This window comes from Geodermatophilus sp. SYSU D00697 (assembly GCF_054050175.1).
The window spans coordinates 38,449-63,760 of record NZ_JBJGYV010000010.1 but is presented as its reverse complement, the minus strand read 5'-3'; the positions used below and the strand labels follow the sequence as shown (position 1 = coordinate 63,760).

Below are 25,312 nucleotides of genomic sequence, written 5' to 3'. Positions count from 1 at the left end.
TCGGGACCGGGGTCGTCTCGGGCGCGTCCGTCACGCCCGGGCGGGCACGCGCAGGACGAGTGCGTCGCCCTGCCCGCCGCCGCCGCAGAGGGCGGCCGCGCCGACCCCGCCGCCGCGACGGCCGAGCTCGAGGGCCAGGTGCAGGGTGATGCGGGCGCCGCTCATGCCGATCGGGTGGCCGAGGGCGATCGCGCCGCCGTTGACGTTGACCTTCTCCGGGTCGATGCCGAGCTCGCGGGTGGAGGCGATGCCCACGGCGGCGAAGGCCTCGTTGATCTCGACCAGGTCGAGGTCGGCCGGCTCGATGCCCTCACGGGCGCAGGCCTTGGCGATCGCCTTCGACGGCTGGCTCTGCAGCGTGGCGTCGGGGCCGGCGACGACGCCGTGCGCGCCGATCTCGGCCAGCGGGGTCAGCCCGAGCTCCGCGGCCTTCTCCGCGGACATGACCACGACCGCGCAGGCGCCGTCGGAGATCTGCGAGGCCGAGCCCGCGGTGATGGTGCCGTCCTTGGCGAAGGCCGGCTTGAGCCGGCCCAGGCTGTCGGCGGTGGTGTCGGGGCGGATGCCCTCGTCGTCGCGGAACTCGATCGGGTCCCCCTTGCGCTGCGGGATGAGCACCGGGGTGATCTCGTCGTCGAACAGGCCGTTCTTGGCCGCGGCGGCGGCCTTCTGGTGGCTGGCCGCGGCGAAGGCGTCCTGCTCCTCGCGGGTCAGCCCGTAGCGGGCGTTGGCCTGCTCGGTCAGCTCGCCCATCGCCACCTGGTCGAAGGTGTCCGACAGCCCGTCGTGGGCCATCGAGTCGAGCAGCTTCGTGTCGCCGTACTTCACGCCGGTGCGCGAGTTGGCCAGCAGGTGCGGGGCCTGGGTCATCGACTCCATGCCGCCGGCGACCACGACGTCGAACTCACCGGCCCGGATCAGCTGGTCGGCCAGGGCGATGGCGTCGATGCCGGACAGGCAGACCTTGTTCAGCGTCAGCGACGGCACCGACATCGGGATGCCGCCGGCCACGGCCGCGGGACGGGCGGGGTTCTGCCCGGCGCCGGCCTGCAGCACCTGACCCATGATCACGTAGTCGACCTGGTCGCCGGAGATCCCGGCCCGCTCCAGGGCGGCCTTGATCGCGATGCCGCCGAGGTCGGCCGCGGAGAAGTCCTTCAGCGAGCCGAGCAGCCGGCCCATCGGGGTGCGAGCGCCGCTGACGATGACCGATCGGGGCATGGGGGCCTCCAGTGCCGGGCCGCCTCCGCCGGCGGCCGGGAGTGCGTGCTGGCCGCCGGTGGCGGCCTCCGGGCTACCGCTCAGGATAGGCCGGGGGGACCCGCCTCCGGCGCTCCTGAGGCCGCATGTGACTCCCGTCACAGGGAAGTGTCGTCCCAGACGTCTCTCCAGGAGGATCCGGCCATGACCCCCAGGAGGATCCGGCCATGACCCCCGACGCCCGCACCGGCCTGCCCGCCGACCTGTTCACGGCCATCGACCACGTGGGCATCGCCGTCCCCGACCTGGACGAGGCGATCGCCTTCTACGCGCAGGCCTTCGGCGTGCACTCGGTGCACGAGGAGGTCAACGAGGAACAGGGGGTGCGCGAGGCGATGCTCGCCGTGGGCGGCGGCGAGACCCGCATCCAGCTCCTGGCGCCGCTCACGCCCGAGTCGACGATCGCCAAGTTCATCGGCCGGTCCGGCCCCGGCCTGCAGCAGCTGGCCTTCCGGGTGGACGACGTCGAGGCGGTCAGCGCCACGCTGCGCGAGCGCGGCCTGCGACTGCTCTACGACACCCCGAAGCGCGGGACCTCCGACAGCCGGGTCAACTTCGTGCACCCCAAGGACGCCGGCGGCGTCCTCGTCGAGCTCGTCGAGCCCGCCGGCCGGCCCTGACGACCTCCCGCACGGGGGCTGCCCTCGGGGCTACTCACCGGTAACATCCGCGCCACCACACCGCCTCCGCGCCAACGACGACCGGGAGACGCACGTGCTCGAGATCAGGGACGCCATCCTCGCCGACTCCACCGACGCCCTGGCCGGCCTGCCGGTGCCGGAGTCCTACCGCGCCGTGCTGGTCCGCAAGGACGAGCAGGACATGTTCGAGGGCCTGCCCACCCGCGAGAAGGACCCGCGCAAGTCGCTGCACGTGGAGGAGGTGCCCACCCCGGAGCTGGGCCCGGGCGAGGCGATCGTGGCGGTGATGGCCTCGTCGGTGAACTACAACACCGTCTGGACGTCGATCTTCGAGCCGGTCTCGACCTTCGGGTTCCTCGAGCGCTACGGCCGGCTGCACGACCTGGCCAAGCGGCACGACCTGCCCTACCACGTGGTCGGCTCCGACCTGGCCGGCGTCGTCCTGCGGGTCGGCCCGGGTGTGCACAAGTGGCGGCCCGGCGACGAGGTGGTCGCCCACTGCCTGTCGGTGGAGCTGGAGGACCCGGCCGGCCACGACGACACGATGCTCGACCCGCAGCAGCGGATCTGGGGCTTCGAGACCAACTTCGGTGGCCTGGCCGAGCTCGCGCTGGTCAAGAGCAACCAGCTGATGCCCAAGCCCGCGCACCTGACCTGGGAGGAGGCGGCCGCGCCAGGGCTGGTCAACTCCACCGCCTACCGGCAGCTCGTGTCCCACCACGGCGCGGGCATGAAGCAGGGCGACGTCGTCGTCATCTGGGGCGCCTCGGGGGGCCTGGGCTCCTACGCCACACAGATGGCCCTCAACGGCGGCGCCATCCCCGTCTGCGTGGTCTCCAGCCCGGAGAAGGCCGACATCGTGCGGTCGATGGGCGCCGAGCTGGTCATCGACCGCTCCGCCGAGGGGTACGCGTTCTGGAAGGACGAGCACACCCAGGACCCGCGCGAGTGGCAGCGGTTCGGCAAGCGGATCCGCGAGCTGACCGGCGGCGACGACCCCGACATCGTCTTCGAGCACCCCGGCCGGGAGACCTTCGGCGCCAGCGTCTACGTCGCCAAGAAGGGCGGCACCATCGTCACCTGCGCCTCGACCAGCGGGTACCTGCACCAGTACGACAACCGCTACCTGTGGATGAACCTCAAGCGGGTCATCGGCTCGCACTTCGCCAACTACCGCGAGGCCTGGGAGGCCAACCGGCTCATCGACCGCGGCCTGATCCACCCGACGCTGTCGAAGGTCTACCCGATGGAGGAGGTCGGCCAGGCCGCCTGCGACGTCCACCGCAACGCCCACCAGGGCAAGGTCGGCGTCCTCACCCTCGCCCCCGAGGAGGGCCTGGGCGTGAAGGACGGCGAGAAGCGCGAGCGGCACCTGACGGCGATCAACCGCTTCCGCGGCATCTGAGGGCCTCGCTGCCGGGTCGCCCGCGCACGTAGCGCGTTGCCAGGGAGGACTGGCACCCTGCAGGGAGGCGTTCCGCGACAGACCGACCTCGGTCTCCCGACTCTGCGAGGATGGACGCATGGACGATCCCCGCCGTGACCTGATGCCCATGCGTGAGGCCCAGCACTCGTTCGACGTGGTGCTGCGGGGCTACGACCGGCACCAGGTCGCCGAGACGATCGAGCGGCTCGAGGCCGACATCCGGGTGGCTCTGGCCGACCGGGACGCCGCGATGAACCGGTCTGCCGACCTGGCCGGTCAGCTCTCGGCCCTGCACGGGGAGATCGACAGCCTGCGGCGCAAGGCGGCCTCGTCCGGGCCGCCCACGTTCGAGAACATGAGCGAGCGCATCCAGCACATGCTCCGGCTGGCCGAGGAGGAGGCCGCCGACATCCGGCGGGGCGCCGAGCAGGAGGCCCAGGCGGTGCGGGAGCAGACCGCCGCCGAGGAGCGGGCCATGCACGAGCGGCACGCCGCCGGGCAGGCCGAGGTCGAGCGCATGATCGCCGAGGCCCGTCAGGCCGCCGAGCAGATCGCCAGCAAGGCCCAGATCCGCGCCGACGAGCTGGTCAGCAAGGCGCAGGAGAAGGTGGCCCGGCTCGACGCGGAGTCCCAGGCGCGGCGGACCAAGGTCGAGGAGGACTTCGAGATCGCCCAGCGGGCGCGCCGGCAGGAGTCCGCGCGCCTGGAGGCCGAGCGCGACCGCACCTCGGCCGAAGCCGCCCGCCAGCGGGTCGCCGCCGCCGAGCAGCACGCCGCCAAGGTGGTCAGCGAGGCCGAGGCGGCCGCGGCCGCCATCCGGGCGGTGCGCGACGAGCTGACCGGCCGGCTGCTCGAGGCCCGGCGGGTGCTGGAGAAGCTGCCCGACCTCGGTGACCGGCAGCCCGAGGCCCCGGCCGGCCAGCGCCCCCCCGTCCCCGCGCAGGACCGGCCTCAGCCGGGCCCGCGCCAGCCCGCGCCGCAGCCGGGCCCGGCGCAGCCGCAGGCCCAGCGGACGACCGCCCCCGAGCCGGTGGGCCCGGCGACCGCGCAGCAGCCCGCCGTCCGGCCGACGACCGCACCACAGCCGGCGGTCGCCCGCCCCGGTGAGCCGCCGCGGACGGGCAGCGGCGAGGCCGCCGCGGCCCGCCAGCCCACCCGTCCCCCGGCTCCGCAGCACGCGGCCCCCGCCACCGGGCCGCAGCCGGCCGCGCCGCAGGGGCCGGGACCGCAGGGTCAGGGGGCGCAGGGCCCGGCTCCGTCCCAGGCGCCCGCGCCGTCGGGACAGTCCGGCCCGGCCGCACCGCCGCCGTCGCAGACCCAGGTGATCTCCCCCGTGCCCTCGGGGAGCTCCGCCGCGGGGGCGCCACCGAGGACCGACCCGCCCACGCTGGTCCAGCCCGCGGTCAAGCCCGACGCCACCGACACCGGCAGCCAGCCGGTCACCCCCGGCCGCCGCTGAGCGGCGCGAGCCCCGGTCCGCGCGCCCCAAGCGCTCGGACCGGGTCGCCGAGGACGCGCGGGAGGACGACGCTGCCCCGAACGACCCGCGTGCTCGCGGTCGTGCTGCTCGCCGTGGGGGCCGCCCTCGGCACCGCGCCGGCGGCGGCCGCGGACGCCGGCCTGCTCCGGCTGGCGCACCTGTCGCCCGACACGCCCGCGGTCGACCTCACCGTCGACCCGGTGGGCGAGCCCGGTGCCGGGACGACCGTGGGCGGCCTCGGCTACGGGGACGTCTCCGACCACCGGGAGCTGCGCGCGGGGACGTATGCGGTCAGCGTCCGCACCGTCGGTGCCGCCTCCACCAGCCCGCCGGTCCTGTCCACCACGGTGGAGGTACCGGCCGGGGGTGCCCGCACGGTCGCCGCCGTGGGGGGCTTCGCCGACCTGCGGCTGACCGTGCTCGAGGACGACCTCTCGCCGCCGCCGGGAGGCTCGGCCCGGGTGCGCGTGGTCGACGCCGCGACGACCGCGCCGTCGGTCGACGTCACCACCGCCGACGGCACCGCGCTGGCCACCGGCCTGGCCTTCGCCACGGCCGGGACCGCGACCACCGTGCCCGGGGGCCCCACGACCCTGCAGGTGGCCGCCGGCGGTCCCCCGACCGGCGTCCCGGCCGACCTGGCCCCCGGCTCGGTCCACACCGTGCTCGTCCTGGACCGGCCGGAGGGCGGGCTGACGGTGCGGACGCTGCTCGACGCCGCCGGCGCCGCCGTGGTGCCCACCGGTGGCGTGGAGACCGGGGCGGGAGGGACGGCCGGCCCCTCGCCGGGGGCGGTCGTCCTCGCCACGGCCGCGGTCCTCGGCGCGGTCGCGCTCCTGTGGCCGCGGACGCGGCGCCGGTGAGCGGACGCCGCTGCGCGCTGCCCGCCCTCCGCCGGCTGCTGGCCGCCACGGCGCTGGTCGCCGGCGCGGTGGCGCTGCTCTCCCCGGCCCAGCCGCCTGCAGAGCCCTCGCCCACCCCCGTCGCCGCGGCGGCCGCCGACCGGGCGGCCGACCGGGCGGCCGACCCCGTCCGCCTGCGCATCCCGGCGATCGGCGTCGACACGCCGCTCGCGCGGCTCGGGGTCGACGCCACCGGGGCCCTGGTGCCACCGGCGGCGTTCGACGAGGCGGGCTGGTACACGGGCGCGGCGACCCCCGGGGACGTCGGCCCGGCGGTCCTGGCCGGGCACGTGGACTCGCGCAGCGGGCCGGCGGTCTTCTGGCGGCTGGGCGACCTGCGCCCCGGCGACGCGGTGCAGGTCGACCGCGCGGACGGGACGGCCGTGCACTTCACCGTCACCCGGACGGCCCGCTCCCCCAAGACCGGTTTCCCGACCGAGGCCGTCTACGCGCCCACGCCGCGGGCGGAGCTGCGCCTGGTCACCTGCGGTGGGGACTTCGACCGCTCGGCGCGCAGCTACACCGACAACGTGGTCGTCTTCGCCCAGGCGACGTGAGGCCCCGTCCAGCGCACCGCCCTGAGCGTGCGGAGGGCGGGGAGGACGGGGTCCTCCCCCGGTGGGGAGCGGGAGGTCCTCTCTAGCGCCGGCGGCCCCGCGCCCGCCAGCAGGCGGTGTGCCAGTGCCGCCGCCGGTCGGCCGCCGACTCGGTGTCCCAGGGGTCGAGGTCGGAGTCGCGGGCGTAGGCCGGCCAGGTGACGACGTGCGGCGTCCCGGGCCGGATCTCCTGGTCACAGCCGGGGCAGCGGTAGGTCTTGCCGGTGGCCGAGCCGGTCAGGGCGCGCACCACCCAGTCGCCGTCCGCGGCCTCCTCGACCGGGTCGGACCGGCGGAACGGGTCGCCGCCGCGCGGCCGCGACCCGTTCCGTCCGCTCCTCCGGGGCACCCGGGGCTCAGCGGGCGGCGTGGTCGCGGAAGCCGCGGCCGGCCTTGCGGCCCAGGTAGCCGGCGGTGACCAGGTGCTCGAGCAGCGGCGCCGGGGCGAACCCGGGCTCGCGGAACTCGGTGTAGAGCTCCCGCTCGATGGCCAGCGCGACGTCGAGGCCCACCACGTCGAGCAGCTCGAAGGGGCCCATCGGGTACCCGCAGCCGACCTTCATCGCCGCGTCGATGTCGTCGGCGGTCGCGTAGTGCGCCTCGAGCATCTTCACCGCGTCGTTGAGGTAGGGGAACAGCAGCGCGTTGACGATGAACCCGGCCCGGTCGGTGCAGGACACCGGGTGCTTGCCCAGCTGCAGGGCGACCGCGTGCGCGGTGGCCGCGACGTCGGGTGCGGTCGCGATCGTGGAGACGACCTCCACCAGCTTCATCACCGGGGCGGGGTTGAAGAAGTGCAGGCCCACGACGTCGGCCTGGCGGCCACTGGCGCGGGCGCACTCGATCACCGGCAGGCTCGAGGTGGTCGTGGCCAGGACCGCGCCGGGCTTGCAGATCTCGTCCAGGTTGGCGAACAGCGCCTGCTTGACGCCGAGGTGCTCGACGACCGCCTCGACGACCAGGTCGACGTCGGCGAGGTCGTCGAGGGAGGTGCTGGGCGTGACCCGGCGCAGCGCCGCGTCGCGGTCGGCCTCCTCGAGCCGGCCGCGGACCACCTGCTTGTCCAGCGACCTGCCCAGCGCGGCCTGCACCGCCTCGGCCTTGTCCAGGGTGCGGGCGACGAAGACGACCTCGTAGCCGGCCTTGGCGGCCACCTCGACGATCCCCGTCGCCATGGTGCCCGAGCCCACGACCCCGACGCGGCGCACCGGGCGGGCCCCTTCGACGGCGCTGTCCGGAGCCGGGGTGAGCGCGTCGGGCACGACCTCCGCGGAGTCCCGCTCGGCGTAGGTGTAGAAGCCGCGGCCGACCTTCCGGCCCAGCAGGCCCGCGGTCATCATCTGCTTGATGACCGGGGTGGGCGCGTGCAGCCGGTTGCGCGACTGCTTGTACATCGTGTCGAGGATCTCGTAGGCGGTGTCGATGCCGATGAGGTCCATCAGCGCCAGCGGGCCCATCGGCAGGCCGCAGCCCAGCCGCATGGCCGCGTCGATGTCCTCGCGGCTGGCGTAGTGGTTCTCGTACATCGAGACCGCGTGGTTGAGGTAGCCGAACAGCAGCGCGTTCGCGATGAACCCGGCCTTGTCGCCGATGGTCACGTCCACCTTGCCCAGCCGCTCGGCCAGCGCCTCGACGTCCTCGACCACCGACGGCTCGGTGACGACGGTGCGCACCACCTCCACCAGCTTCATGACCGGCGCCGGGTTGAAGAAGTGCATCCCGATGACCTTGCTCGGCCGGCCGGTGGCCACGGAGATCTCGGTGACCGACAGGCTGGAGGTGTTCGTGGCGAGGATGGTGTCCGGCGGGCAGATCTTGTCCAGCGCGGAGAAGATCTCGCGCTTGAGCTCCATCCGCTCGGGGACGGCCTCGATGACCAGTTCGGCCTGCGCGAGGTCCTCCAGCGACGTGCTGAAGCGGATCCGGCCGAGGATGGCGTCGCGGTCGGCGGCGTCGAGCTTGCCGCGGCGGACCGCCCGGTCGGTGGAGTGCTCGAGGTGCTGGCGCCCGCGGCCCACCGCTGCCTCGTCGACGTCGACGGCGGTCACCGCCAGGCCCGCCCGGGCGAGCACCTCGGCGATGCCGGCGCCCATGGTGCCCAGGCCCACGACGCCGACCTCGTTCAGTTCCCTGGCCACGCTGCCATCTCCCTCGAGCTGCGGTGCCCCCGGCACCGTCGTCCGGAGTCGGGGGCAGTCTCCCACCCGGGACCGGTCCCGGGGATGGCGGCCTACCAGCCGGTAACCGTCAGAACAGCCGCTGGGAGGGGTCGTCGGTGCCCTTGAGCACGGCGTAGTCGACGGTCAGGCACTCGATGCCCCGGTCACCGGCGAGCACCCGCGCCTGCGGCTTGATCTCCTGCGCGGCGAACACCCCGCGGACCGGCGCGAGCAGCGGGTCGCGGTTGAGCAGCTCCAGGTAGCGGGTCAGCTGCTCCACGCCGTCGATCTCCCCGCGGCGCTTGACCTCCACGGCCACGGTGGCACCCGAGGCGTCCCGGCAGAGCAGGTCCACCGGGCCGATGGCGGTCGGGTACTCGCGGCGCACCAGCGACCAGCCGGTCCCGAAGGTCTCGACGTGCAGGGCCAGCAGCCGCTGCAGCTCGGCCTCCACGCCGTCCTTCTGCAGGCCCGGGTCGACGCCGAGCTCGTGCGAGGAGTCGTGCTCGACCGACTCGATGGTGATGACCAGCTGCTCGCCGGCCTTGTTCGTCACCGTCCACGTGCCGCTGCCGTCGGCGAGCTGCTCCTTGAGCGCGCAGGGCGGGCTCATCCAGTTCAGCGGCTTGTAGGCCCGGTCGTCGGCGTGGACCGACACCGATCCGTCCGCCTTGACCAGGAGCAGGCGCGGGGCCATCGGCAGGTGGGCGGTGAGCCGCCCGATGTAGTCGACCGAGCAGCGGGCGATGACCAGGCGCACGGGGTCCGACGGTACCGAACCGCTAACGACCGGGCCGGGACGGCGGGACGGGGCGCGCGACGGGGGCATCCTGACGCCGTGACCAGAGCCCTGCGCCCCGCTGCCGCCCTGGTGCTGCTCCTGCTGCTGTCCGCCTGCGCCCAGCGGGGGGATGCCGGCACCCGGCCGACCCCGCCGGCCGAGGGCCCGGGCCGGCTGGTGCTGCAGGTCGAGCACGTCGGCGGGTTCGTGACCCCGGAGATGCTCGCCGGCCGCCTGCCGCTGGTCACCGTCTACTCCGACGGCCGGGTGATCGCCCAGGGTCCGCAGATCGCGATCTATCCCGCCCCCGCCCTGCCCAACCTGCTGGTGTGGCAGCTCGACGAGGCCGGCGTGCAGACCGTCGTCGACCGGGCCGTGGCCTCCGGCGTGACCGAGACCGGCGACCTCGGCAGCCCACCGGTCGCCGACGCCCCGGCGACCCGCTTCACCCTCGTCACCGAGGAGGGCACCTACGTGCGGGAGGTGCAGGCGCTCTTCGCGCTGCCCGACGACGGCGGCCTGACCCCCGAGCAGCAGACCACCCGCGGCGAGCTGATGGGCCTGGTCGACGTGCTCACCTCACCGGAGGGACCGTTCGGCGCCGCGGGGCCGGAGTCCTACCGGCCGGACGCGGTCGCCGCCGTGGTCACCGCGTGGGCGCCCGGCCCCGAGCCGGAGCTGGTGCAGCCGGAGGTGGCCTGGCCCGGCCCGGCGCTGCCCGGTGAGCCGCTGGAGGCGCGGCTGGGCCTGTCCTGCGTGGTCGCGCGCGGGGCCGAGGCCGCGGCCGTCCTCGACGCGGCGGCCGGCGCCAACGCCCTCACCCCCTGGACGGCGGAGGACGGCAGCCACTGGGCGCTCACCCTGCGGCCGCTGCTCCCGCACGAGACCGGCTGTGCGGACCTCCGGCAGCAGTAGGGACGACGCGGGCCCGGCCCTCCCGAGGGAGGACCGGGCCCGTGAGGTGTGCGGCCGCTAGACCGTGGCGGGCTCGCGCCGGTCGGCGTCGGTCCCGTCGACGTCGACGCGGGCCAGCGGGTCGACCGTCGACGTGGACCGGTACCGCTCCAGGTCGAGGATGCCCTCGCGCTTCGCGACGATCGTCGGGACCAGCGCCTGGCCGGCGACGTTCACCGCGGTGCGGCCCATGTCGAGGATCGGGTCGATCGCCAGGAGCAGGCCGACCCCGGCCAGCGGCAGGCCCAGCGTGGAGAGGGTCAGGGTCAGCATGACCACCGCGCCGGTGACCCCGGCGGTGGCGGCCGAGCCGACGACCGAGACCAGGGCGATGAGCAGGTAGTCGGTGATCGACAGGTCCACGCCGAAGAACTGCGCCACGAAGATGGCCGCCAGGGCCGGGTAGATCGCCGCGCAGCCGTCCATCTTCGTCGTCGCGCCCAGCGGGACGGCGAAGGAGGCGTAGGACCGCGGGACGCCGAGGTTCTGCTCGGTGACCCGCTCGGTCACCGGCAGGGTGCCGATCGACGAGCGCGACACGAAGGCCAGCTGGATCGCGGGCCAGGCGCCGGCGAACCAGCGCAGCGGCGAGAGGCCGTGCAGTCGCAGGAGCACCGGGTAGACGACGAACAGCACGAGCGCGAGCCCGGCGTAGACGGCGCCGGCGAAGACGCCGAGCGACCCCAGGGACTCCCAGCCGTAGCTGGCGACCGCGTTGCCGATCAGGCCGACGGTGCCCAGCGGGGCCAGCAGGATGACCCACCACAGCACCTTCTGGACGATCGCCAGGGCCGAGCGGGTCAGCGCGAGGAACGGCTCGGCGGGCTCACCGACCTTGAGCGCGGCGACGCCGATCGCCACGGCCAGCACGATCAGCTGGAGGACGTTGAACGACAGGTCGCCCTCGGGCGAGGACTGCAGGCCCAGGATGTTGTGCGGCACCAGGCCGGTGAGGAAGTCCCACCAGGAGCCGGTGGTCTCGGGCACCTCCTGGGCGGCGGCGTCGACCGAGCTGTTGCGGCCGGGCTCGGTGAGCAGCCCCAGGCCGATGCCGAGGGAGACCGCGATCAGCGCGGTGATGCCGAACCACAGCAGGGTCTGGCCGGCCAGCCGGGCGGCGTTGGAGACCTGCTTGAGGTTGGCGATGCTGACGATCACGGCGGTGACGATCAGAGGTGGGACGAGGACCTTGAGCAGCGTCACGAAGGTGCTGCCGACGGTCTGGAGGGTGCTGGTCAGCCAGTTCGGGGTGCCGTCACCGACGGGACCCATGTCCCGGGCGACGAGGCCGAGGGCGATGCCCAGGACGAGGCCGAGGAGGACCTGCGCCGCGAAGGGGACGCGGCGGAGACGAGCGAGCACGGGGAGGGTGCCTTCCGGGGAGTTCGGGGAGGGGACGACGAGGCGCGGCGCGCGCACTCAGCCGTCGGCCGTCATCCGTCCGAAGTCGAGCGCGCGCCGGCGGGTGAGCCCCCAGACGTTGCGCACGCAGGGGTCAAGGCGCCCCGCGGTCCCGACCATCCCCGGTGTGTCCGGATTCACCGCGCGCGGCGCCGCCTCCGGAGCCCTCCCCGGAGGCGGCGCCGACCGGCTCGTCAGACGTCGCTGTCCCGGTCCTCGGGCTTCTTGGACGTCTCGATCTCGGTCTCGGTGAGCGGGGCGTCGCTCGCCTCGTCCATCCCGCCCCGCTCGACCTCGTCCTCCGGAGCCTGCTCGCTCATGCGCTGGACCTGCCCTTCCCCGCTCGACGTGGTCGCCGCAGCCCTACCCCGAACCGCACGGCGCGCACACCTGAGGGCCTAGTCCGGCCAGACCGGCCGGCGCTTCTCCAGGAAGGAGGTCATCCCCTCGACGGCGCCGGGGAGCTGGCTGGCCGAGGCCATGACCTCGACGGCGGTCGCGTAGGCGTCCCGTTCCGGGCGGTCGAGCTGGGCGTACATCGTCTGCTTGCCCCAGGCCTTGCTCGCCCGCGAACCCCGGGTGGCGCGGGCCATGAGGTCGGCGACGGCCGCGTCGAGCTCGGCGTCGGGGACGACCCGGTTGACCAGGCCCCAGTCCAGCGCGGTGGCGGCGTCGATGACGTCGCCGGTGAGGGCCAGCTCCATGGCCCGTTTGCGGCCCACGTTGCGGGCGATCGCGACCATCGGCGTGTGGCAGAACCAGCCGCCCTTGCCGCCCGGAGCGGCGAAGCCGGCCGACTCCGCGGCGACGGCGAGGTCGCAGGAGGCGACCAGCTGGCAGCCGGCGGCGGTGGCCAGGGCGTGCACCCGGGCCAGCACCACCTGCGGCACGCCCTGGAGGGTCTGCATCAGCTCGGTGCACAGCTGCAGCAGGCTGCGCACCTCGGTCACCGGACGGCCCGCGACGTCGGCGAAGTCGTGGCCGGCGCTGAACACCGGCCCCTCGGCCGCCAGCACGATCCCGGCCGCGTCGCTCTCCCCCACCTCGGTGACCGCGGCGAGCAGCTGGCCGAGGTGCTCCCGCGAGAGGGCGTTGCGCTTGGCGGGTCGGCACATCGTGATGGTGACGACGTCGCCGTCGCGGGCGACCCGGGGTGCACCGTCTCCACTCATGGCCCGACGCTAGCGGACCTCGACGGGGCGGTGACCGCTGTCCAGACGTCCCCGGCCGCTCGCCTTGGCGCCGTACATGGCCAGGTCGGCCTCCTGCAGCACCTCCTCGAAGGACACCCCCGGCGCGGCCATGGCCAGCCCGATGCTCGCCGACACCCGCACGCTGCGCCGTCCCACCACGACCTCGTCCACCAGCGCGGCGACGAGACGCTCCCCGACCGTCTCGGCCGCCGCCCGGTCCACCCCGGGCAGGACGGCGGCGAACTCGTCGCCGCCGAGCCGTCCCACCACCGCGTCCGGGACGTCCACCAGCTGGGCGCGCAGGCGGTCGGCGAGCCGGACGAGCAGCTGGTCGCCGACCGCGTGTCCCCCGCGGTCGTTGACCTCCTTGAACCGATCGACGTCGATGAACAGGACGGCGCCGCCACCGGTGAGCGCCGCCCGGCCGGCGTCGAGGAGGTGGGCGCGGTTGGCCAGCCCGGTCAGGGAGTCCTGCCGCGCCACCCGGGTCATCGCCCGGCGCCACCCGTCGGCGTCGGCGGCCACGGCGGTCAGCCGGTCGACGGTCTCGGTCAGGGCCCGCTGCTGCTCGACGTCGGCGTCCGGCGCCAGGTCGCGGACCGCGGCGGAGAGCAGGTCGAGGACCGCCTCCAGCGGAGCGCCGGTGGCCACGGCCTCGAGCGCCCGGCCCTGCGCCGCCAGCAGGCGGGCGTCCCACCGGTGCGCCGCGACCTGGCGCCGCAGCGAGAGCACGCTGCGCACGAGGCGGACCTGGATCTCCAGCGTGTCGAGGTCCTCCCCCGAGAAGCAGCGGACGTCGTCGTCGAAGACGCCCAGGGACCCGAGGACGAAGCCGTCCTCGTCGATCAGGGGCACCCCGAGGTAGGAGCGGATCGCGCCGGCCGCCACCGCCGGGTTCTCCGCGAACACCGGGTGCGCCAGCGCGTCGGACACCTCCAGCGGCTCCCGCATCGCCACCACGTAGGCGCAGAAGGACAGCTCGTCGGGGACGTCGGAGAACGGCACGCCGACGCCGATCTCTGCGGGGAAGCACTGCAGGTCCGGGCCGACGAGGTTGATCACCGCGATGGGTGCGTCCAGCGCACGGGCCATGTAGGCGACCACGGCGTCGAGGTCGGCGTCGCCGGCGTGCCCGCCGAGCCGGTAGCTGGCGATCGCGGCGAGCCGGTCGGGGTCGGCCACGGCGAGGCGGGGGCTCTCCACGCGCGGCACCGTAGCGGGTGTCGGTGACGATGTGTGTGCACAGCGGTACGGCTGGTCTCGGAGGTCCGGCAGGCGCGGGCTCGGGCATGATCGCCGCATGGATCCCGTCCGGTTCGGCCTGGTGGGGTACGGCTTCGGCGGCCGGTACTTCCACGCACCCCTGCTGGCCGCCGCCCCGGAGTGCGAGCTGCTCGGGGTCGTGACCACCTCGCCCGAGCGGCGCGCGCAGGTGGCCGCTGACCACCCCGGGCTGGCGACGTTCGCCTCGCTGGAGGAGCTGGCCGCCGCCGGCGCCGAGGCGGTCGCGATCTCGACGCCGGCCGACACCCACACCGCGCTGACCGAGCAGGCGCTGCAACTGGGCCTGGCCGTGCTCTGCGACAAGCCGTTCGCGCTGGACGCCGCGGCCGCCCGCGGGACGGTGCAGCTGGCCGCCGCGCGGCGCCTGCCCCTGACGCCGTACCAGAACCGTCGCTGGGACTCCGACTTCCGCACCGTCCGCGCGCTGGTCGCCGACGGACGGCTGGGCACGGTCACCCGGTTCGAGTCGCGCTTCGAGCGCTTCGCCCCCGAGCCCGGCCCGCCGGCCTCCGGGGGCGGCACGCTGCTGGACTTCGGCAGCCACCTGGTCGACCAGGCCCTCGTCCTGCTGGGCCCGGTCACCGCGGTCTACGCCGAGTGGCGACTGCGCGACGACGGCCTCGACGACGACGTCTTCGTGGCCCTGACCCACGCCGACGGCGCCCGCTCGCACCTGGAGGGCAGCTGGAGCCAGGGCGCGCCCGGCGACCGGTTCCGGGTCGCCGGCACCGAGGGCGCCTACGTCGTCGGCGGTCCGATGGACGGGCAGGAGGCGCTGCTGCTGACCGGGGAGACGCCGGCGACCCTCGGCGAGCGGTGGGGCACCGAGCCGGAGGAGCGGTGGGGCCGGCTGCGCCGTGGGGACGACGGCGAGACGGTGCCGACCCACCGCGGGCGCTGGGACACCGTCCACCCGGCCTTCGCCGCCGCCGTGCGCGGGCAGGGGCCGGTGCCGGTCGACCCGTGGGACGCCGTCGCCACCGCCACCGTCCTCGACGCCGCGCGGCGCAGCGCGACCGAGGGCGTCGTCGTCCCGCTGTAGCGGAGTGGGAGGGGCGCGCCTCCCGCGCACTCCCACCCCGCTCAGGCGTTCGCGGGGGTCCTCGCGTCGAGGCCGCGGGCCTCGCGGACGACGTCGACGACCTGGCCCATGATGTCGGTGAGGCCGACGTCCTTGGGCGTGAAGACGCGGGCGACCCCCTGCTCGCGCAGCCGGCGCGCGTCGCTGTCCGGGATGATCCCGCCGACCACCACGGGGACGTCGTCGAGCCCGGCCTCGCGCAGGCCGCGCAGCACCGCCGGGACCACCTGCAGGTGGGAGCCCGAGAGCACCGACAGCCCGACGACGTCGACGTCCTCCTCCACCGCCGCGGACACGATCTGCGCCGGGGTCAGCCGGATGCCCTGGTAGACCACCTCGAAGCCGGCGTCCCGGGCGCGGACGGCGATCTGCTCGGCGCCGTTGGAGTGCCCGTCCAGGCCCGGCTTGCCGACGAGGAACCGCAGCCGGCCGCCCAGCTCCTCCCCCGTGGCCCGGACCCGCTCCCGGACGCCGGCCAGCGTCGCGTCGGCCGGCCCACCCCCGCCGGCCGCGGCGACGCCGGTGGGCGCCCGGTACTCGCCGAACACCTCGCGCAGCACCCCGGCCCACTCCCCCGTGGTCACGCCCGCGCTGGCGCAGTCGAGGGTGGCGGCCATGAGGTTCTCGTCCGTGCCGGCCGCCGCCCGGAGGCGCTCGAGGGCCCGCCGCACCGGCTCCGGGTCACGCTGGGCGCGCCACGACCGCACCGCCGCGCAGGCCGCGGCCTCGACCGCCGGGTCGACCACCTGGATGGCGGCGTCGAGGTCGGCCAGCAGCGGGTTGGGCTCGGTCGTCTCGAAGCGGTTGACGCCGACGACGACGTCCTCCCCGCTCTCGAGCCGCCGCCGCCGCTCGGCGAGCGAGGCGACCAGCCGGCCCTTCATGTACCCGGACTCGACCGCGGCGACCGCGCCGCCCAGCTCGGCGACCCGGGCCATCTCCTCCCGGGCCCCCTCCACCAGCTCGCCGACCTTCGCCTCGACGACGACCGACCCGGTGAACAGGTCCTCGTACTCCAGCAGGTCCGTCTCGTGGGCGAGCACCTGCTGCAGCCGCAGCGACCACTGCTGGTCCCACGGACGGGGCAGGCCGAGGGCCTCGTTCCAGGCCGGCAACTGGACCGCGCGGGCCCGCGCGTCCCGCGAGAGGGTGACCGCCAGCATCTCCAGCACGATCCGCTGGACGTTGTTCTCCGGCTGCGCCTCGGTCAGGCCCAGCGAGTTGACCTGGACGCCGTAGCGGAACCGCCGCTGCCGGGGGTCCTGCACGCCGTAGCGCTGCTCGGTCAGCTCGTCCCAGAGACGGGCGAAGGCGCGCATCTTGCACATCTCCTCGACGAACCGGACACCCGCGTTCACGAAGAAGGAGATGCGCGCGACCACCTCGCCGAAGCGCTCGGGCGGCACCTGCCCGGAGTCGCGCACCGAGTCCAGGACGGCGATCGCGGTCGAGAGCGCGTAGGCGATCTCCTGCACCGGCGTCGCCCCGGCCTCCTGCAGGTGGTAGCTGCAGATGTTGATCGGGTTCCACCTCGGCATCGCCGTCACGGTGTAGGCGACCATGTCGGTGGCCAGCCGCATCGAGGGCCCGGGTGGGAAGACGTAGGTCCCCCGCGACAGGTACTCCTTGATGATGTCGTTCTGCGTCGTCCCGGCGAGCTCCGCCAGGACTGCGTCCGGATCGGAGCCCCTGCGCTCCGCCTGCTCCTGGGCCACCGTCTGGTAGAGGGCGAGCAGCCACATCGCCGTGGCGTTGATCGTCATCGACGTGTTCATCTCGCCGAGCGGGATGCCGTCGAAGAGCGCCCGCATGTCGCCGAGGTGCGCGACCGGGACGCCGACCTTGCCGACCTCCCCCACCGCCAGCTCGTCGTCGGGGTCGTAACCGGTCTGCGTCGGCAGGTCGAAGGCCACCGAGAGGCCGGTCTGGCCCTTCGCCAGGTTCCGCCGGTACAGCGCGTTGGACTCCGCCGGCGAGGAGTGTCCGGCGTAGGTCCGCATGACCCAGGGTCGGTCGCGGTCCTCCGGCGTCGAGGGGAACGGCATGCCCGCGGAGTGTAGGGCTCGTTACCCGTCAGTAGCACCGTCGCGGCCGGAGGTGGCGGTGGCACACTCACGGGGGCACGCGCGAGGAGGTCGCCCATGCCGAACGGGGCGGGCAGCACCCTGCACCCCCTGGTGGGGCCGGTGATCGCCTTCGCGGTCCTGGCGCTCCTCGCGCTGTTCCTGCGCTGGGCCTTCGGCTCTGATGAACGCCGCCGCCCGCCGTCCGACGACGGGCTCCTGACCCGCGTCGCCACGCTCTCCCGCCGCGAGTCCGCCCTGGCCCTGCGGGCGGTCCTCTCCGACGCCGGCATCCGCTCCACGGTCCGCTGCCCCGGGCCGCACCGCGCTGACGTGCTCGTCTTCCCCGAGGACGCCGACCGGGCCCGCCGGCTGGCGTCGTCCTTCCCCGGCACGTGAGCTCGAGCCCCGACCGGGTGCTCAGGACGGCCCGCGTGCAGGGGCCCGCGCCGAGCGGAGCGAGGTCCGGGGGGCATGAGGGCCCTTCGTCAGTCCGGGCGCTGGATCCGCTCGATCTGCACCCCGAGGCCGCGCAGGTGCTCGACGAAGTCCGGGTATCCGCGGTCGACGTGGTGGACGTCCTGCACCTCGGTGACGCCGTCGGAGACCAGCCCGGCCAGCACCAGCCCGGCTCCGGCGCGGATGTCGGTGGCCAGCACCGGCGCGCTGGAGAGCCGCTCGCGCCCGCGGACGACGGCGTGGTGCCCGTCGATGCGCACCGAGGCACCCAGCCGCACCAGCTCGTTGACGAACATGAACCGGCCCTCGAACACGTTCTCGGTGATCAGCGCCGTGCCGGTGGAGACCGCCGCGAGCGCGACCGCCATCGGCTGCAGGTCGGTCGGGAAGCCCGGGTAGGGCAGCGTGACGACGTCCACCCCGCGCGGCCGCTCGGTCATGGCGACGCGCACCCCGTCGGGCAGCGGATCGACGTGCGCGCCGGCGTCGACGAGCTTGTCCAGGGCGACGGTGAGGTGGTCGGCGACCGCCCGCTCGATGACGACGTCCCCGCGGGTCATCACCGCGCCGATGGCCCACGTGCCGGCGACGATCCGGTCGGGCACGGTCGTGTAGGTGACCGGCTTGAGCTCGGTCACGCCCTCCACGGTGATGGTCGAGGTGCCCGCCCCGTCGATGGTGGCCCCCATCGCGGTGAGCATGGCGCAGAGGTCGACGATCTCGGGCTCGCGGGCCGCGTTGTCGATGACCGTGGTGCCCTCGGCGAGGACCGCGGCCATGACCAGGTTCTCCGTCGCCCCCACGGAGGGGAAGTCCAGCCAGATCGACGTGCCGGTCAGCCGCGGTGCGGTGGCGACGAGGAAGCCGTGCTCGCTCTCGATCCGTGCGCCCAGCCGCTCCAGGCCGGAGATGTGCATGTCCAGGCCGCGCGAGCCGATCGCGTCCCCGCCGGGCAGCGCCACCCGGGCCGAGCCGCACCGCGCCACGAGGGGGCCCAGCACGCTGATCGAGGCGCGCATCTTGCGCACCAGGTCGTAGTCGGTCTCGGTGCCCGGCGCGTCCGGGACGTCGACCACCACCCGGCCGCCACCGCCGACCGGATGGCGCTCGTAGGTGACGTCGCAGCCGAGGCGGCGCAGCACCTCGCTCATGATCGCGACGTCGAGGATGTCCGGGACCTCCTCGATGGCGCTGCGGCCCGACGCCAGCAGCGCGGCGGCCATGAGCTTGAGGGCGCTGTTCTTGGCGCCGGTGACGCGCACCCGCCCGCTCAGGGCCGTGCCGCCGGTGACCACGAAGCACTCCACCGCACCACCCTACGGTGGCCCCGCTGCGGGGTCCCGCCGCGAGGGGGAGGACCCCGTCCTCATCCCTCGCACGCTCGGGACGGACCTCGGGACGGGGCCAGGGGGCGAGGGCTCCCTTCTCCTAGGCTGCGGGCATGACCGTCCGGCTGACCCGCATCTACACGAAGACCGGTGACGCCGGGCAGACCCACCTCGGCGACATGAGCCGGGTGGCCAAGACCGATCCGCGGCTTGCCGCCTACGCCGACGTCGACGAAGCCAACAGCGTGCTCGGCGTCGCGCTGGCGCTCGGTTCGCCGGAACCCGAGCTCGCCGCGCTGCTGCGCACCGTGCAGAACGACCTGTTCGACGTCGGCGCGGACCTCAGCACGCCGATCGCCCCGGACCCGGAGTTCCCGCCGCTGCGGGTGACGGCCGCCTACACCGAGCGGCTCGAGGCGGCCTGCGACGCGCACAACGCGGCGCTACCACGGCTCACCAGCTTCATCCTCCCCGGCGGCACCCCGCTGGCCGCGCTGCTGCACCAGGCTCGGGTCGTCGTCCGCCGGGCCGAGCGCAGCGTCTGGGCCCTGCTGGCCGTCGACGCCGACCGCACCAACGCCGAGACCGCCCGCTACCTGAACCGGCTGTCGGACCTGCTGTTCATCCTCGCCCGTGTGGCCAACCCCGGCGGTGACGTGTTGTGGGAGCCCGGCGCGCACAGCGGTGCACACGCGCAACGGGCCGCGGCCCCGCACGGCGAGGCCGACTGACCCGGCTCACCGGACCGGCGGCGCGGACTCCACCCAGGAGAGGAACCCGGTCACGGTCGCCGGGTCCATGGCCAGCTCGCGAGGCCCGGCGGCGGTGGCACAGGACAGGACGACGACGTCCGGGGGCAGCGCCACGTCCTCGGGGGTGACCGCGCGCCGGCTCTCGACCTGGAACTCCGCGCGGCACAGCCGCTGCTGGGGGCGCGGCGACAGGGACAGCGCCCGGTACCAGAGCAACGCGTCGCCGCCGTACCAGGCCACCCCGACCGACCAGCGGGCCGAGCCGGCCGGCCGCAGCCACATGGTGACCGCGCCCAGACCGGAGAGCAGGAATCGCCGGCGCAGCAGGAAGGCGACGACGAGCCCGACCACGAGCGCGACGGCCAGGACGATCAGTGCGGTCGTCATCCTGGGCGCCGGCGCATCGAGGAGGAGTCCCGCCGGGGCTCAGGCGTCCTGTCCGGCCGCCCGCAGGCGCGACTGCGCACGGCGCGCGGCGGCCAGGGCCTCCGGGTCGTCCCCGGCGTCCCCAGCGCGGCGCAGGGCCTCGCGGGCCCGCTCGACGTCGATCTCGGAGGAGATCTCCGCGGTCTCGGCCAGGATCGAGACGCCCCGGTCGGTGACCGACAGGAAGCCGCCGTGCGCGGCCACGACGAGGTCCTCGCCCTCGGCGGTGCGGATGGTCACGACACCGCCCTCGGCGAGCTGGCCGAGCAGCGGCGCGTGCCCGGGCAGGACGCCGAGCTCGCCCTCGGTGGTGCGGGCGATGACCATGTTGGCCTCGCCTGACCAGATCAGCCGCTCGACGGCCACCAACTCGACCTGCAGGGTCGCCACGACACTCCTCGGGGTCCACCGACGGGCGGTGCGGGGTCACCGGTCCGGGGAGGACGCGGCGACGGGTCACCGTCACTGTATCGGCCGCACCGTGCTCCCCGATCGGGCGATCCCCGCGCCCGGCGCACCGGGCCCGGAGAGGACGGGTCCTCCCTCAGGCGGCCCGGCGGTAGAGCAGCGTCCACCGGCCGACCCGGACCCACGGGTGACGCACGGTCGAGGCCGGGGCCCAGCGCTCGGTGACGTACTGCTGCTGGCCGGCGTACGGGCCTGCGGACGGCGGCCAGCTCCAGTCGGCGCCGTCCCACCTGGTCCCCGTCGTCGCGTCCACGGCCTTCTCCCGTACGTCACCCGGGCCCTCCGGGCTCTCCGTCCTGGTTGATCGGCACGCAGCATCCCGCGCTTGAGCCGGTCGGCACCAGGGCTTTCGTCCGTGTGTGCGCAGAAGGCCGGGAGCTCAAACCCCGGAACGCCGGACGGCCGGGCCCCCGAGGGGACCCGGCCGTCCGGGACATCGCTGAGGCCCCGCTGCAGGGACCCTCGCTGAGCCTGGGAAGCGGGGGGGCAGCGGGGTCCTTCGTCAGCCCCGCTTGAGCTTGTCGGCGTTGCGCTCGAGGTCCTCGAGGCCACCGCACATGAAGAACGCCTGCTCGGGGACGTGGTCGTACTCGCCGTCGGTGATCGCCTTGAAGGCCTGCAGCGTCTCCGCCAGCGGCACGAAGGACCCGGGCTGCCCGGTGAACGCCTCGGCCACGAACATGTTCTGCGAGAGGAAGCGCTCGACGCGCCGCGCCCGCTGGACGGTGACCTTGTCCTCCTCGGAGAGCTCGTCGATGCCGAGGATGGCGATGATGTCCTGCAGCTCCTGGTAGCGCTGCAGCACCTGCTTCACCGTCTGCGCGACCGCGTAGTGCTCCTGCCCGACGTACTGCGGGTCGAGGATCCGGCTGGTCGAGTCCAGCGGGTCCACGGCCGGGTAGATGCCCTTCTCCGAGATGGGCCGGGAGAGCACCGTCGTCGCGTCGAGGTGGGCGAAGGTGGTGTGCGGCGCCGGGTCGGTGATGTCGTCTGCGGGCACGTAGATCGCCTGCATCGAGGTGATCGAGTGGCCGCGGGTCGAGGTGATCCGCTCCTGCAGCTCGCCCATCTCGTCGGCCAGCGTCGGCTGGTACCCCACGGCCGAGGGCATGCGGCCCAGGAGCGTGGAGACCTCGGAGCCGGCCTGGGTGAACCGGAAGATGTTGTCGATGAAAAGCAGCACGTCCTGGCCCTGCTCGTCGCGGAAGTACTCCGCCATCGTCAACGCCGAGAGCGCCACCCGCAGCCGGGTGCCCGGCGGCTCGTCCATCTGGCCGAACACCAGCGCCGTGGAGTCGATGACCCCGGACTCGGTCATCTCCGTGATCAGGTCGTTGCCCTCACGGGTGCGCTCGCCGACGCCGGCGAACACCGACACACCGCCGAACTCCTGGGCGACGCGGCGGATCATCTCCTGGATGAGCACCGTCTTGCCCACGCCGGCGCCGCCGAACAGGCCGATCTTCCCACCCGCCACGTAGGGGGTGAGCAGGTCGATCACCTTGATGCCGGTCTCCAGCATCTCGGTGCGGCCCTCGAGCTGGTCGAACCGCGGCGCGTGGCGGTGGATCTCCCAGCGCGGCGCGTTCGCGCCGTAGCCCGGGGTGTCCAGGCACTCGCCGAGGGCGTTCCACACGTGACCGGTCGTCACGTCGCCGACCGGCACGGAGATGGCCGAGCCGGTGTCGGCGACCTCGGCACCGCGGATGAGGCCGTCGGTCGGCTGCATCGAGATGGTGCGGACCACGTTGTCGCCCAGGTGCTGGGCGACCTCGAGGGTCAGCGTCTTGCCCAGGTCGGCGAGGGTGACCTCCACCTTCAGGGCGTTGAACAGGTCGGGCATCGCGTCGCGCGGGAACTCGACGTCGACGACCGGCCCGGTGACCCGGACGACGCGGCCGGTCGTCTGGGTGGTCGGACGGTCCTCGGTGACGGTCATCTCTACTGCTCTCCTGCCCTCGGGCTCGGTGTTCTTCGCGTCTTCGGTGTCCCCGCCGCGCGGGGAGGTGGTCAGTCGTCGGCGCCGGCCGACACGAGCGCGTCGGCACCGCCGACGATCTCGCTGATCTCCTGGGTGATCTCCGCCTGGCGGGCCTGGTTGGCCTGCCGGGACAGGTTCTTCGCCAGCTCCTCGGCGTTGTCCGACGCCGACTTCATCGCCCGTCGCCGGGAGGCCGACTCCGAGGCCGCCGCCTCCAGCATCGAGGCGTAGATGCGCGCGTTGACGTACTTGGGCAGGAGCGCGTCGAGCAGCGCGTCGGCCGAGGGCTCGAACTCGTAGGACGTCGGCACCCCGCTCTCGCCGGTGACGCCGCGCTCCCTGTCCTCCCGCTCGTAGTCGAACTCCTCGACCTCCTCGACCTCCAGCGGGGCCATCCGCTTGGCGACCGGGACCTGCGAGAGCAGCGACCGGAACTCGGTGTAGACGATGTGCAACTCGTCCACGCCCAGGACCCCGTCGGCCCCGGCACCCCCCGACTCGTCGTCGTCCGCGCCGGCGGTGAAGGCGTCGATGAGCGCCTCACCGACCCGCTGGGCGTCGACGAAGTTCGGCTGCTCCGAGAAACCGGTGAAGGTCTCGGCCATCTCGCGGTCGCGGAAGGAGTAGTAGGTCTCCCCCTTCCGGCCCACCACGTAGAGGACCGGCTGCTTGCCCTCCTGACGCAGCAGCGAGAGCAGCTCCTCGGTGCGGCGGAGCACGTTGACGTTGTACGAGCCGGCGAACCCGCGGTCGGAGGTGATCACGAGGACCGCCGCACGGCGCGGGTTCTGCCGCTCGGTGAGCAGCGGGTGGTCCAGCGACGCCGAGGACGCCAGCGCCGACAGCACCCGGGTGATCTCCCGGGCGTAGGGCTTGGAGGCCTCCACCCGGGCCTGGGCGCGGACGATGCGGGCACCGGCGATCAGCTCCTGCGCCGAGAAGATCTTCTTCGTCGACTGGGTGGAGCGGATGCGGCGCCGCAGGGCGCGCAGGTTGCCGGCCACGGTCAGGCGCTCCGCTTGACCTGGACGCGCTCCTGGCCGCGCTCGGACGCGTCCATCGCCTCGGCGTCGGGCTCGTTGAGGTGCAGGTTCTCGCCCTCGGAGGTCTGGAACTGGCGGTAGAACTCCTCGACCGCGGACTCGAGGCTGCGGACGGCGTCGTCCCCGAGCGCCTTGCTCTGCCGGATCTCGTCGTAGATGCCGTTGCTGCCCCGGCCGACGTAGTCGAGGAACTCGGCCTCGAAGCGGCGGACCTCCGACACCGGCACCCGGTCGAGCTTGCCGGTGGTGCCCAGCCAGATGGAGACGACCTCGCGCTCCACCGGGTAGGGCTGGTACTGGCCCTGCTTGAGCAGCTCCACCAGGCGCTGCCCGCGCTCGAGGGTCGCCCGGCTGGAGGCGTCCAGGTCCGAGGAGAACGAGGCGAACGCCTCGAGCTCGCGGTACTGGGCCAGGTCGAGCCGCAGCCGGCCGGCGACGGACTTCATCGCCTTGATCTGCGCCGACCCACCGACGCGGGACACCGAGATGCCGACGTTGATGGCCGGCCGGACACCGGAGTTGAACAGACCCGTCTCGAGGAAGATCTGCCCGTCGGTGATCGAGATGACGTTGGTCGGGATGTACGCCGACACGTCGTTGCCCTTGGTCTCGATCAGCGGCAGGCCGGTCATCGAGCCGGCACCGAGCTCGTCGGAGAGCTTGGCGCAGCGCTCCAGCAGCCGGGAGTGGAGGTAGAAGACGTCGCCCGGGTAGGCCTCACGGCCCGGCGGACGACGCAGCAGCAGGGAGACCGCGCGGTAGGCCTCGGCTTGCTTGGACAGGTCGTCGAAGACGATCAGGACGTGCTTGCCCTCGTACATCCAGTGCTGGCCGATGGCCGAGCCGGTGTAGGGGGCGATGTACTTGAAGCCCGCGGCCTCCGACGCCGGGGCGGCGACGATCGTCGTGTACTCCATGGCGCCGGCGTCCTCGAGGGCGGCGCGGATGGCGGCGATCGTCGAGCCCTTCTGACCGACGGCGACGTAGATGCAGCGGACCTGCTGCTTCGGGTCGCCGGTGGCCCAGGCTTCCTTCTGGTTGATGATCGTGTCGGTGACGATCGCGGTCTTGCCGGTCTGCCGGTCGCCGATGACCAGCTGGCGCTGCCCGCGGCCGATCGGCGTCATGGCGTCGATGGCCTTGATGCCGGTCTGCATCGGCTCGTGCACCGACTGCCGCTGGACCACGGTCGGGGCCTGCAGCTCCAGGGCCCGGCGGCCGGTCGTGGCGATCGGGCCGGCACCGTCGATCGGGTTGCCCAGCGGGTCGACGACGCGGCCGAGGTAGCCGTCGCCGACCGGGACCGAGAGGACCTCGCCGGTGCGGCGGACCTGCTGGCCCTCCTCGATGCCGGCGTAGTCGCCGAGGATGACGACACCGACCTCGCGCACGTCCAGGTTCAGGGCGAGGCCGCGGACGCCGCTCTCGAACTCGAGCAGCTCGTTCGTCATGACCGAGGGCAGCCCCTCGACGCGCGCGATGCCGTCGCCGGCCTCGGTGACGATGCCGACCTCTTCCCGGGAGACGTCCGGGGCGAAGTCGGTGACGTAGTTCTGGATGGCACTGCGGATCTCGTCTGCGGAGATCGTCAGCTCGGCCATGGCTCTGAGTCCTCTTCCCTGCGGGGTGGTGTC

General features: G+C 74.0%; 25 protein-coding genes. 9 read left to right on the top strand and 16 right to left on the bottom strand.

Annotation, left to right across the window (positions count from 1 at the left end):
* Window positions 1–30: 30 nt before the first annotated feature.
* Window positions 31–1,221 carry an acetyl-CoA C-acetyltransferase gene (locus ACI79C_RS10905; RefSeq protein WP_456945671.1) on the bottom strand — a complete coding sequence of 397 codons (1,191 nt, stop codon included), beginning with the start codon at window positions 1,219–1,221 and terminating at the stop codon, window positions 31–33.
* 206 nt (window positions 1,222–1,427) lie between these two features.
* Between ACI79C_RS10905 and mce the strand changes: the two genes are divergently transcribed.
* The 5 genes from mce to ACI79C_RS10880 all read left to right on the top strand — a co-directional run bounded on the left by mce (window position 1,428) and on the right by ACI79C_RS10880 (window position 6,266).
* Window positions 1,428–1,880 carry a methylmalonyl-CoA epimerase gene (mce, locus tag ACI79C_RS10900; RefSeq protein WP_456945670.1) on the top strand — a complete coding sequence of 151 codons (453 nt, stop codon included), beginning with the start codon at window positions 1,428–1,430 and terminating at the stop codon, window positions 1,878–1,880.
* Window positions 1,881–1,974: 94 nt separating this feature from the next.
* Window positions 1,975–3,306, top strand: a complete 1,332-nt coding sequence (gene ccrA, locus ACI79C_RS10895; RefSeq protein ID WP_456945669.1) for a crotonyl-CoA carboxylase/reductase — start codon at window positions 1,975–1,977, stop codon at window positions 3,304–3,306.
* Window positions 3,307–3,424: 118 nt separating this feature from the next.
* Complete coding sequence (locus ACI79C_RS10890; RefSeq protein WP_456945668.1) at window positions 3,425–4,786, top strand: hypothetical protein; 1,362 nt, start codon at window positions 3,425–3,427, stop codon at window positions 4,784–4,786.
* Between the two features lie 89 nt (window positions 4,787–4,875).
* Window positions 4,876–5,670, top strand: coding sequence for a DUF4397 domain-containing protein (locus ACI79C_RS10885; protein ID WP_456945667.1), 795 nt, complete (start codon window positions 4,876–4,878; stop codon window positions 5,668–5,670).
* The gene (locus ACI79C_RS10880; RefSeq protein WP_456945666.1) at window positions 5,667–6,266 is read left to right on the top strand and encodes a class F sortase; all 600 of its coding nucleotides are present in this window, start codon (window positions 5,667–5,669) and stop codon (window positions 6,264–6,266) included. Before ACI79C_RS10885 ends, ACI79C_RS10880 begins: the two co-directional genes overlap by 4 nt.
* An 82-nt stretch (window positions 6,267–6,348) precedes the next feature.
* Here ACI79C_RS10880 and ACI79C_RS10875 read toward each other — a convergent pair whose 3' ends face one another.
* From ACI79C_RS10875 to nucS, 3 genes are all read right to left on the bottom strand, one after another.
* Entirely contained in the window at window positions 6,349–6,654 is a 306-nt protein-coding gene (locus ACI79C_RS10875; RefSeq protein WP_456945665.1) for a hypothetical protein, read from the bottom strand.
* A gap of 7 nt (window positions 6,655–6,661) precedes the next feature.
* Entirely contained in the window at window positions 6,662–8,443 is a 1,782-nt protein-coding gene (locus ACI79C_RS10870; protein WP_456945664.1) for a 3-hydroxyacyl-CoA dehydrogenase family protein, read from the bottom strand.
* Window positions 8,444–8,552: 109 nt separating this feature from the next.
* Window positions 8,553–9,224 (bottom strand): endonuclease NucS, encoded by a 672-nt coding sequence (nucS, locus tag ACI79C_RS10865; protein WP_456945663.1) that lies wholly within the window; start codon window positions 9,222–9,224, stop codon window positions 8,553–8,555.
* Between the two features lie 78 nt (window positions 9,225–9,302).
* On the opposite strand from nucS, the gene ACI79C_RS10860 reads away from it, so the two are divergent.
* Window positions 9,303–10,160: a hypothetical protein gene (locus ACI79C_RS10860; RefSeq protein WP_456945662.1), complete on the top strand. Its 858-nt coding sequence runs from the start codon at window positions 9,303–9,305 to the stop codon at window positions 10,158–10,160.
* 57 nt (window positions 10,161–10,217) lie between these two features.
* Here ACI79C_RS10860 and ACI79C_RS10855 read toward each other — a convergent pair whose 3' ends face one another.
* From ACI79C_RS10855 to ACI79C_RS10840, 4 genes are all read right to left on the bottom strand, one after another.
* A complete protein-coding gene (locus ACI79C_RS10855) occupies window positions 10,218–11,561 on the bottom strand; it encodes a dicarboxylate/amino acid:cation symporter (protein WP_456945661.1) in 1,344 nt (447 codons plus the stop codon).
* 233 nt (window positions 11,562–11,794) lie between these two features.
* Window positions 11,795–11,920, bottom strand: a complete 126-nt coding sequence (locus ACI79C_RS10850) for a hypothetical protein (RefSeq protein ID WP_456945660.1) — start codon at window positions 11,918–11,920, stop codon at window positions 11,795–11,797.
* 78 nt (window positions 11,921–11,998) lie between these two features.
* The gene (locus tag ACI79C_RS10845; RefSeq protein WP_456945659.1) at window positions 11,999–12,772 is read right to left on the bottom strand and encodes an enoyl-CoA hydratase-related protein; all 774 of its coding nucleotides are present in this window, start codon (window positions 12,770–12,772) and stop codon (window positions 11,999–12,001) included.
* Between the two features lie 9 nt (window positions 12,773–12,781).
* The gene (locus ACI79C_RS10840; RefSeq protein ID WP_456945658.1) at window positions 12,782–13,996 is read right to left on the bottom strand and encodes a diguanylate cyclase domain-containing protein; all 1,215 of its coding nucleotides are present in this window, start codon (window positions 13,994–13,996) and stop codon (window positions 12,782–12,784) included.
* A 97-nt stretch (window positions 13,997–14,093) separates the two neighbouring features.
* On the opposite strand from ACI79C_RS10840, the gene ACI79C_RS10835 reads away from it, so the two are divergent.
* Window positions 14,094–15,119 (top strand): Gfo/Idh/MocA family protein, encoded by a 1,026-nt coding sequence (locus ACI79C_RS10835; RefSeq protein WP_456945657.1) that lies wholly within the window; start codon window positions 14,094–14,096, stop codon window positions 15,117–15,119.
* A gap of 41 nt (window positions 15,120–15,160) precedes the next feature.
* Here the strand turns inward: ACI79C_RS10835 and ACI79C_RS10830 are convergent, their stop codons facing one another.
* Window positions 15,161–17,203: a protein meaA gene (locus ACI79C_RS10830; protein WP_456945656.1), complete on the bottom strand. Its 2,043-nt coding sequence runs from the start codon at window positions 17,201–17,203 to the stop codon at window positions 15,161–15,163.
* 96 nt (window positions 17,204–17,299) lie between these two features.
* On the opposite strand from ACI79C_RS10830, the gene ACI79C_RS10825 reads away from it, so the two are divergent.
* Window positions 17,300–17,620 (top strand): hypothetical protein, encoded by a 321-nt coding sequence (locus ACI79C_RS10825; protein WP_456945655.1) that lies wholly within the window; start codon window positions 17,300–17,302, stop codon window positions 17,618–17,620.
* 89 nt (window positions 17,621–17,709) lie between these two features.
* Here ACI79C_RS10825 and murA read toward each other — a convergent pair whose 3' ends face one another.
* Window positions 17,710–18,987 (bottom strand): UDP-N-acetylglucosamine 1-carboxyvinyltransferase, encoded by a 1,278-nt coding sequence (murA, locus tag ACI79C_RS10820; protein ID WP_456945654.1) that lies wholly within the window; start codon window positions 18,985–18,987, stop codon window positions 17,710–17,712.
* A gap of 134 nt (window positions 18,988–19,121) precedes the next feature.
* On the opposite strand from murA, the gene ACI79C_RS10815 reads away from it, so the two are divergent.
* Window positions 19,122–19,739, top strand: a complete 618-nt coding sequence (locus ACI79C_RS10815; protein WP_456945653.1) for a cob(I)yrinic acid a,c-diamide adenosyltransferase — start codon at window positions 19,122–19,124, stop codon at window positions 19,737–19,739.
* A gap of 6 nt (window positions 19,740–19,745) precedes the next feature.
* On the opposite strand, the gene ACI79C_RS10810 is transcribed toward ACI79C_RS10815, so the two are convergent.
* From ACI79C_RS10810 to atpA, 6 genes are all read right to left on the bottom strand, one after another.
* Window positions 19,746–20,147 (bottom strand): DUF2550 domain-containing protein, encoded by a 402-nt coding sequence (locus tag ACI79C_RS10810; RefSeq protein ID WP_456945652.1) that lies wholly within the window; start codon window positions 20,145–20,147, stop codon window positions 19,746–19,748.
* A 39-nt stretch (window positions 20,148–20,186) separates the two neighbouring features.
* Window positions 20,187–20,576 (bottom strand): F0F1 ATP synthase subunit epsilon, encoded by a 390-nt coding sequence (locus ACI79C_RS10805; protein ID WP_456945651.1) that lies wholly within the window; start codon window positions 20,574–20,576, stop codon window positions 20,187–20,189.
* Between the two features lie 154 nt (window positions 20,577–20,730).
* Window positions 20,731–20,907 carry a hypothetical protein gene (locus ACI79C_RS10800; RefSeq protein ID WP_456945650.1) on the bottom strand — a complete coding sequence of 59 codons (177 nt, stop codon included), beginning with the start codon at window positions 20,905–20,907 and terminating at the stop codon, window positions 20,731–20,733.
* 249 nt (window positions 20,908–21,156) lie between these two features.
* Entirely contained in the window at window positions 21,157–22,593 is a 1,437-nt protein-coding gene (atpD, locus tag ACI79C_RS10795; RefSeq protein WP_456945649.1) for a F0F1 ATP synthase subunit beta, read from the bottom strand.
* Window positions 22,594–22,664: 71 nt separating this feature from the next.
* Entirely contained in the window at window positions 22,665–23,639 is a 975-nt protein-coding gene (locus ACI79C_RS10790) for a F0F1 ATP synthase subunit gamma (protein ID WP_456945648.1), read from the bottom strand.
* A gap of 2 nt (window positions 23,640–23,641) precedes the next feature.
* Window positions 23,642–25,279: a F0F1 ATP synthase subunit alpha gene (gene atpA, locus ACI79C_RS10785; RefSeq protein ID WP_456945647.1), complete on the bottom strand. Its 1,638-nt coding sequence runs from the start codon at window positions 25,277–25,279 to the stop codon at window positions 23,642–23,644.
* Window positions 25,280–25,312 lie beyond the last annotated feature (33 nt).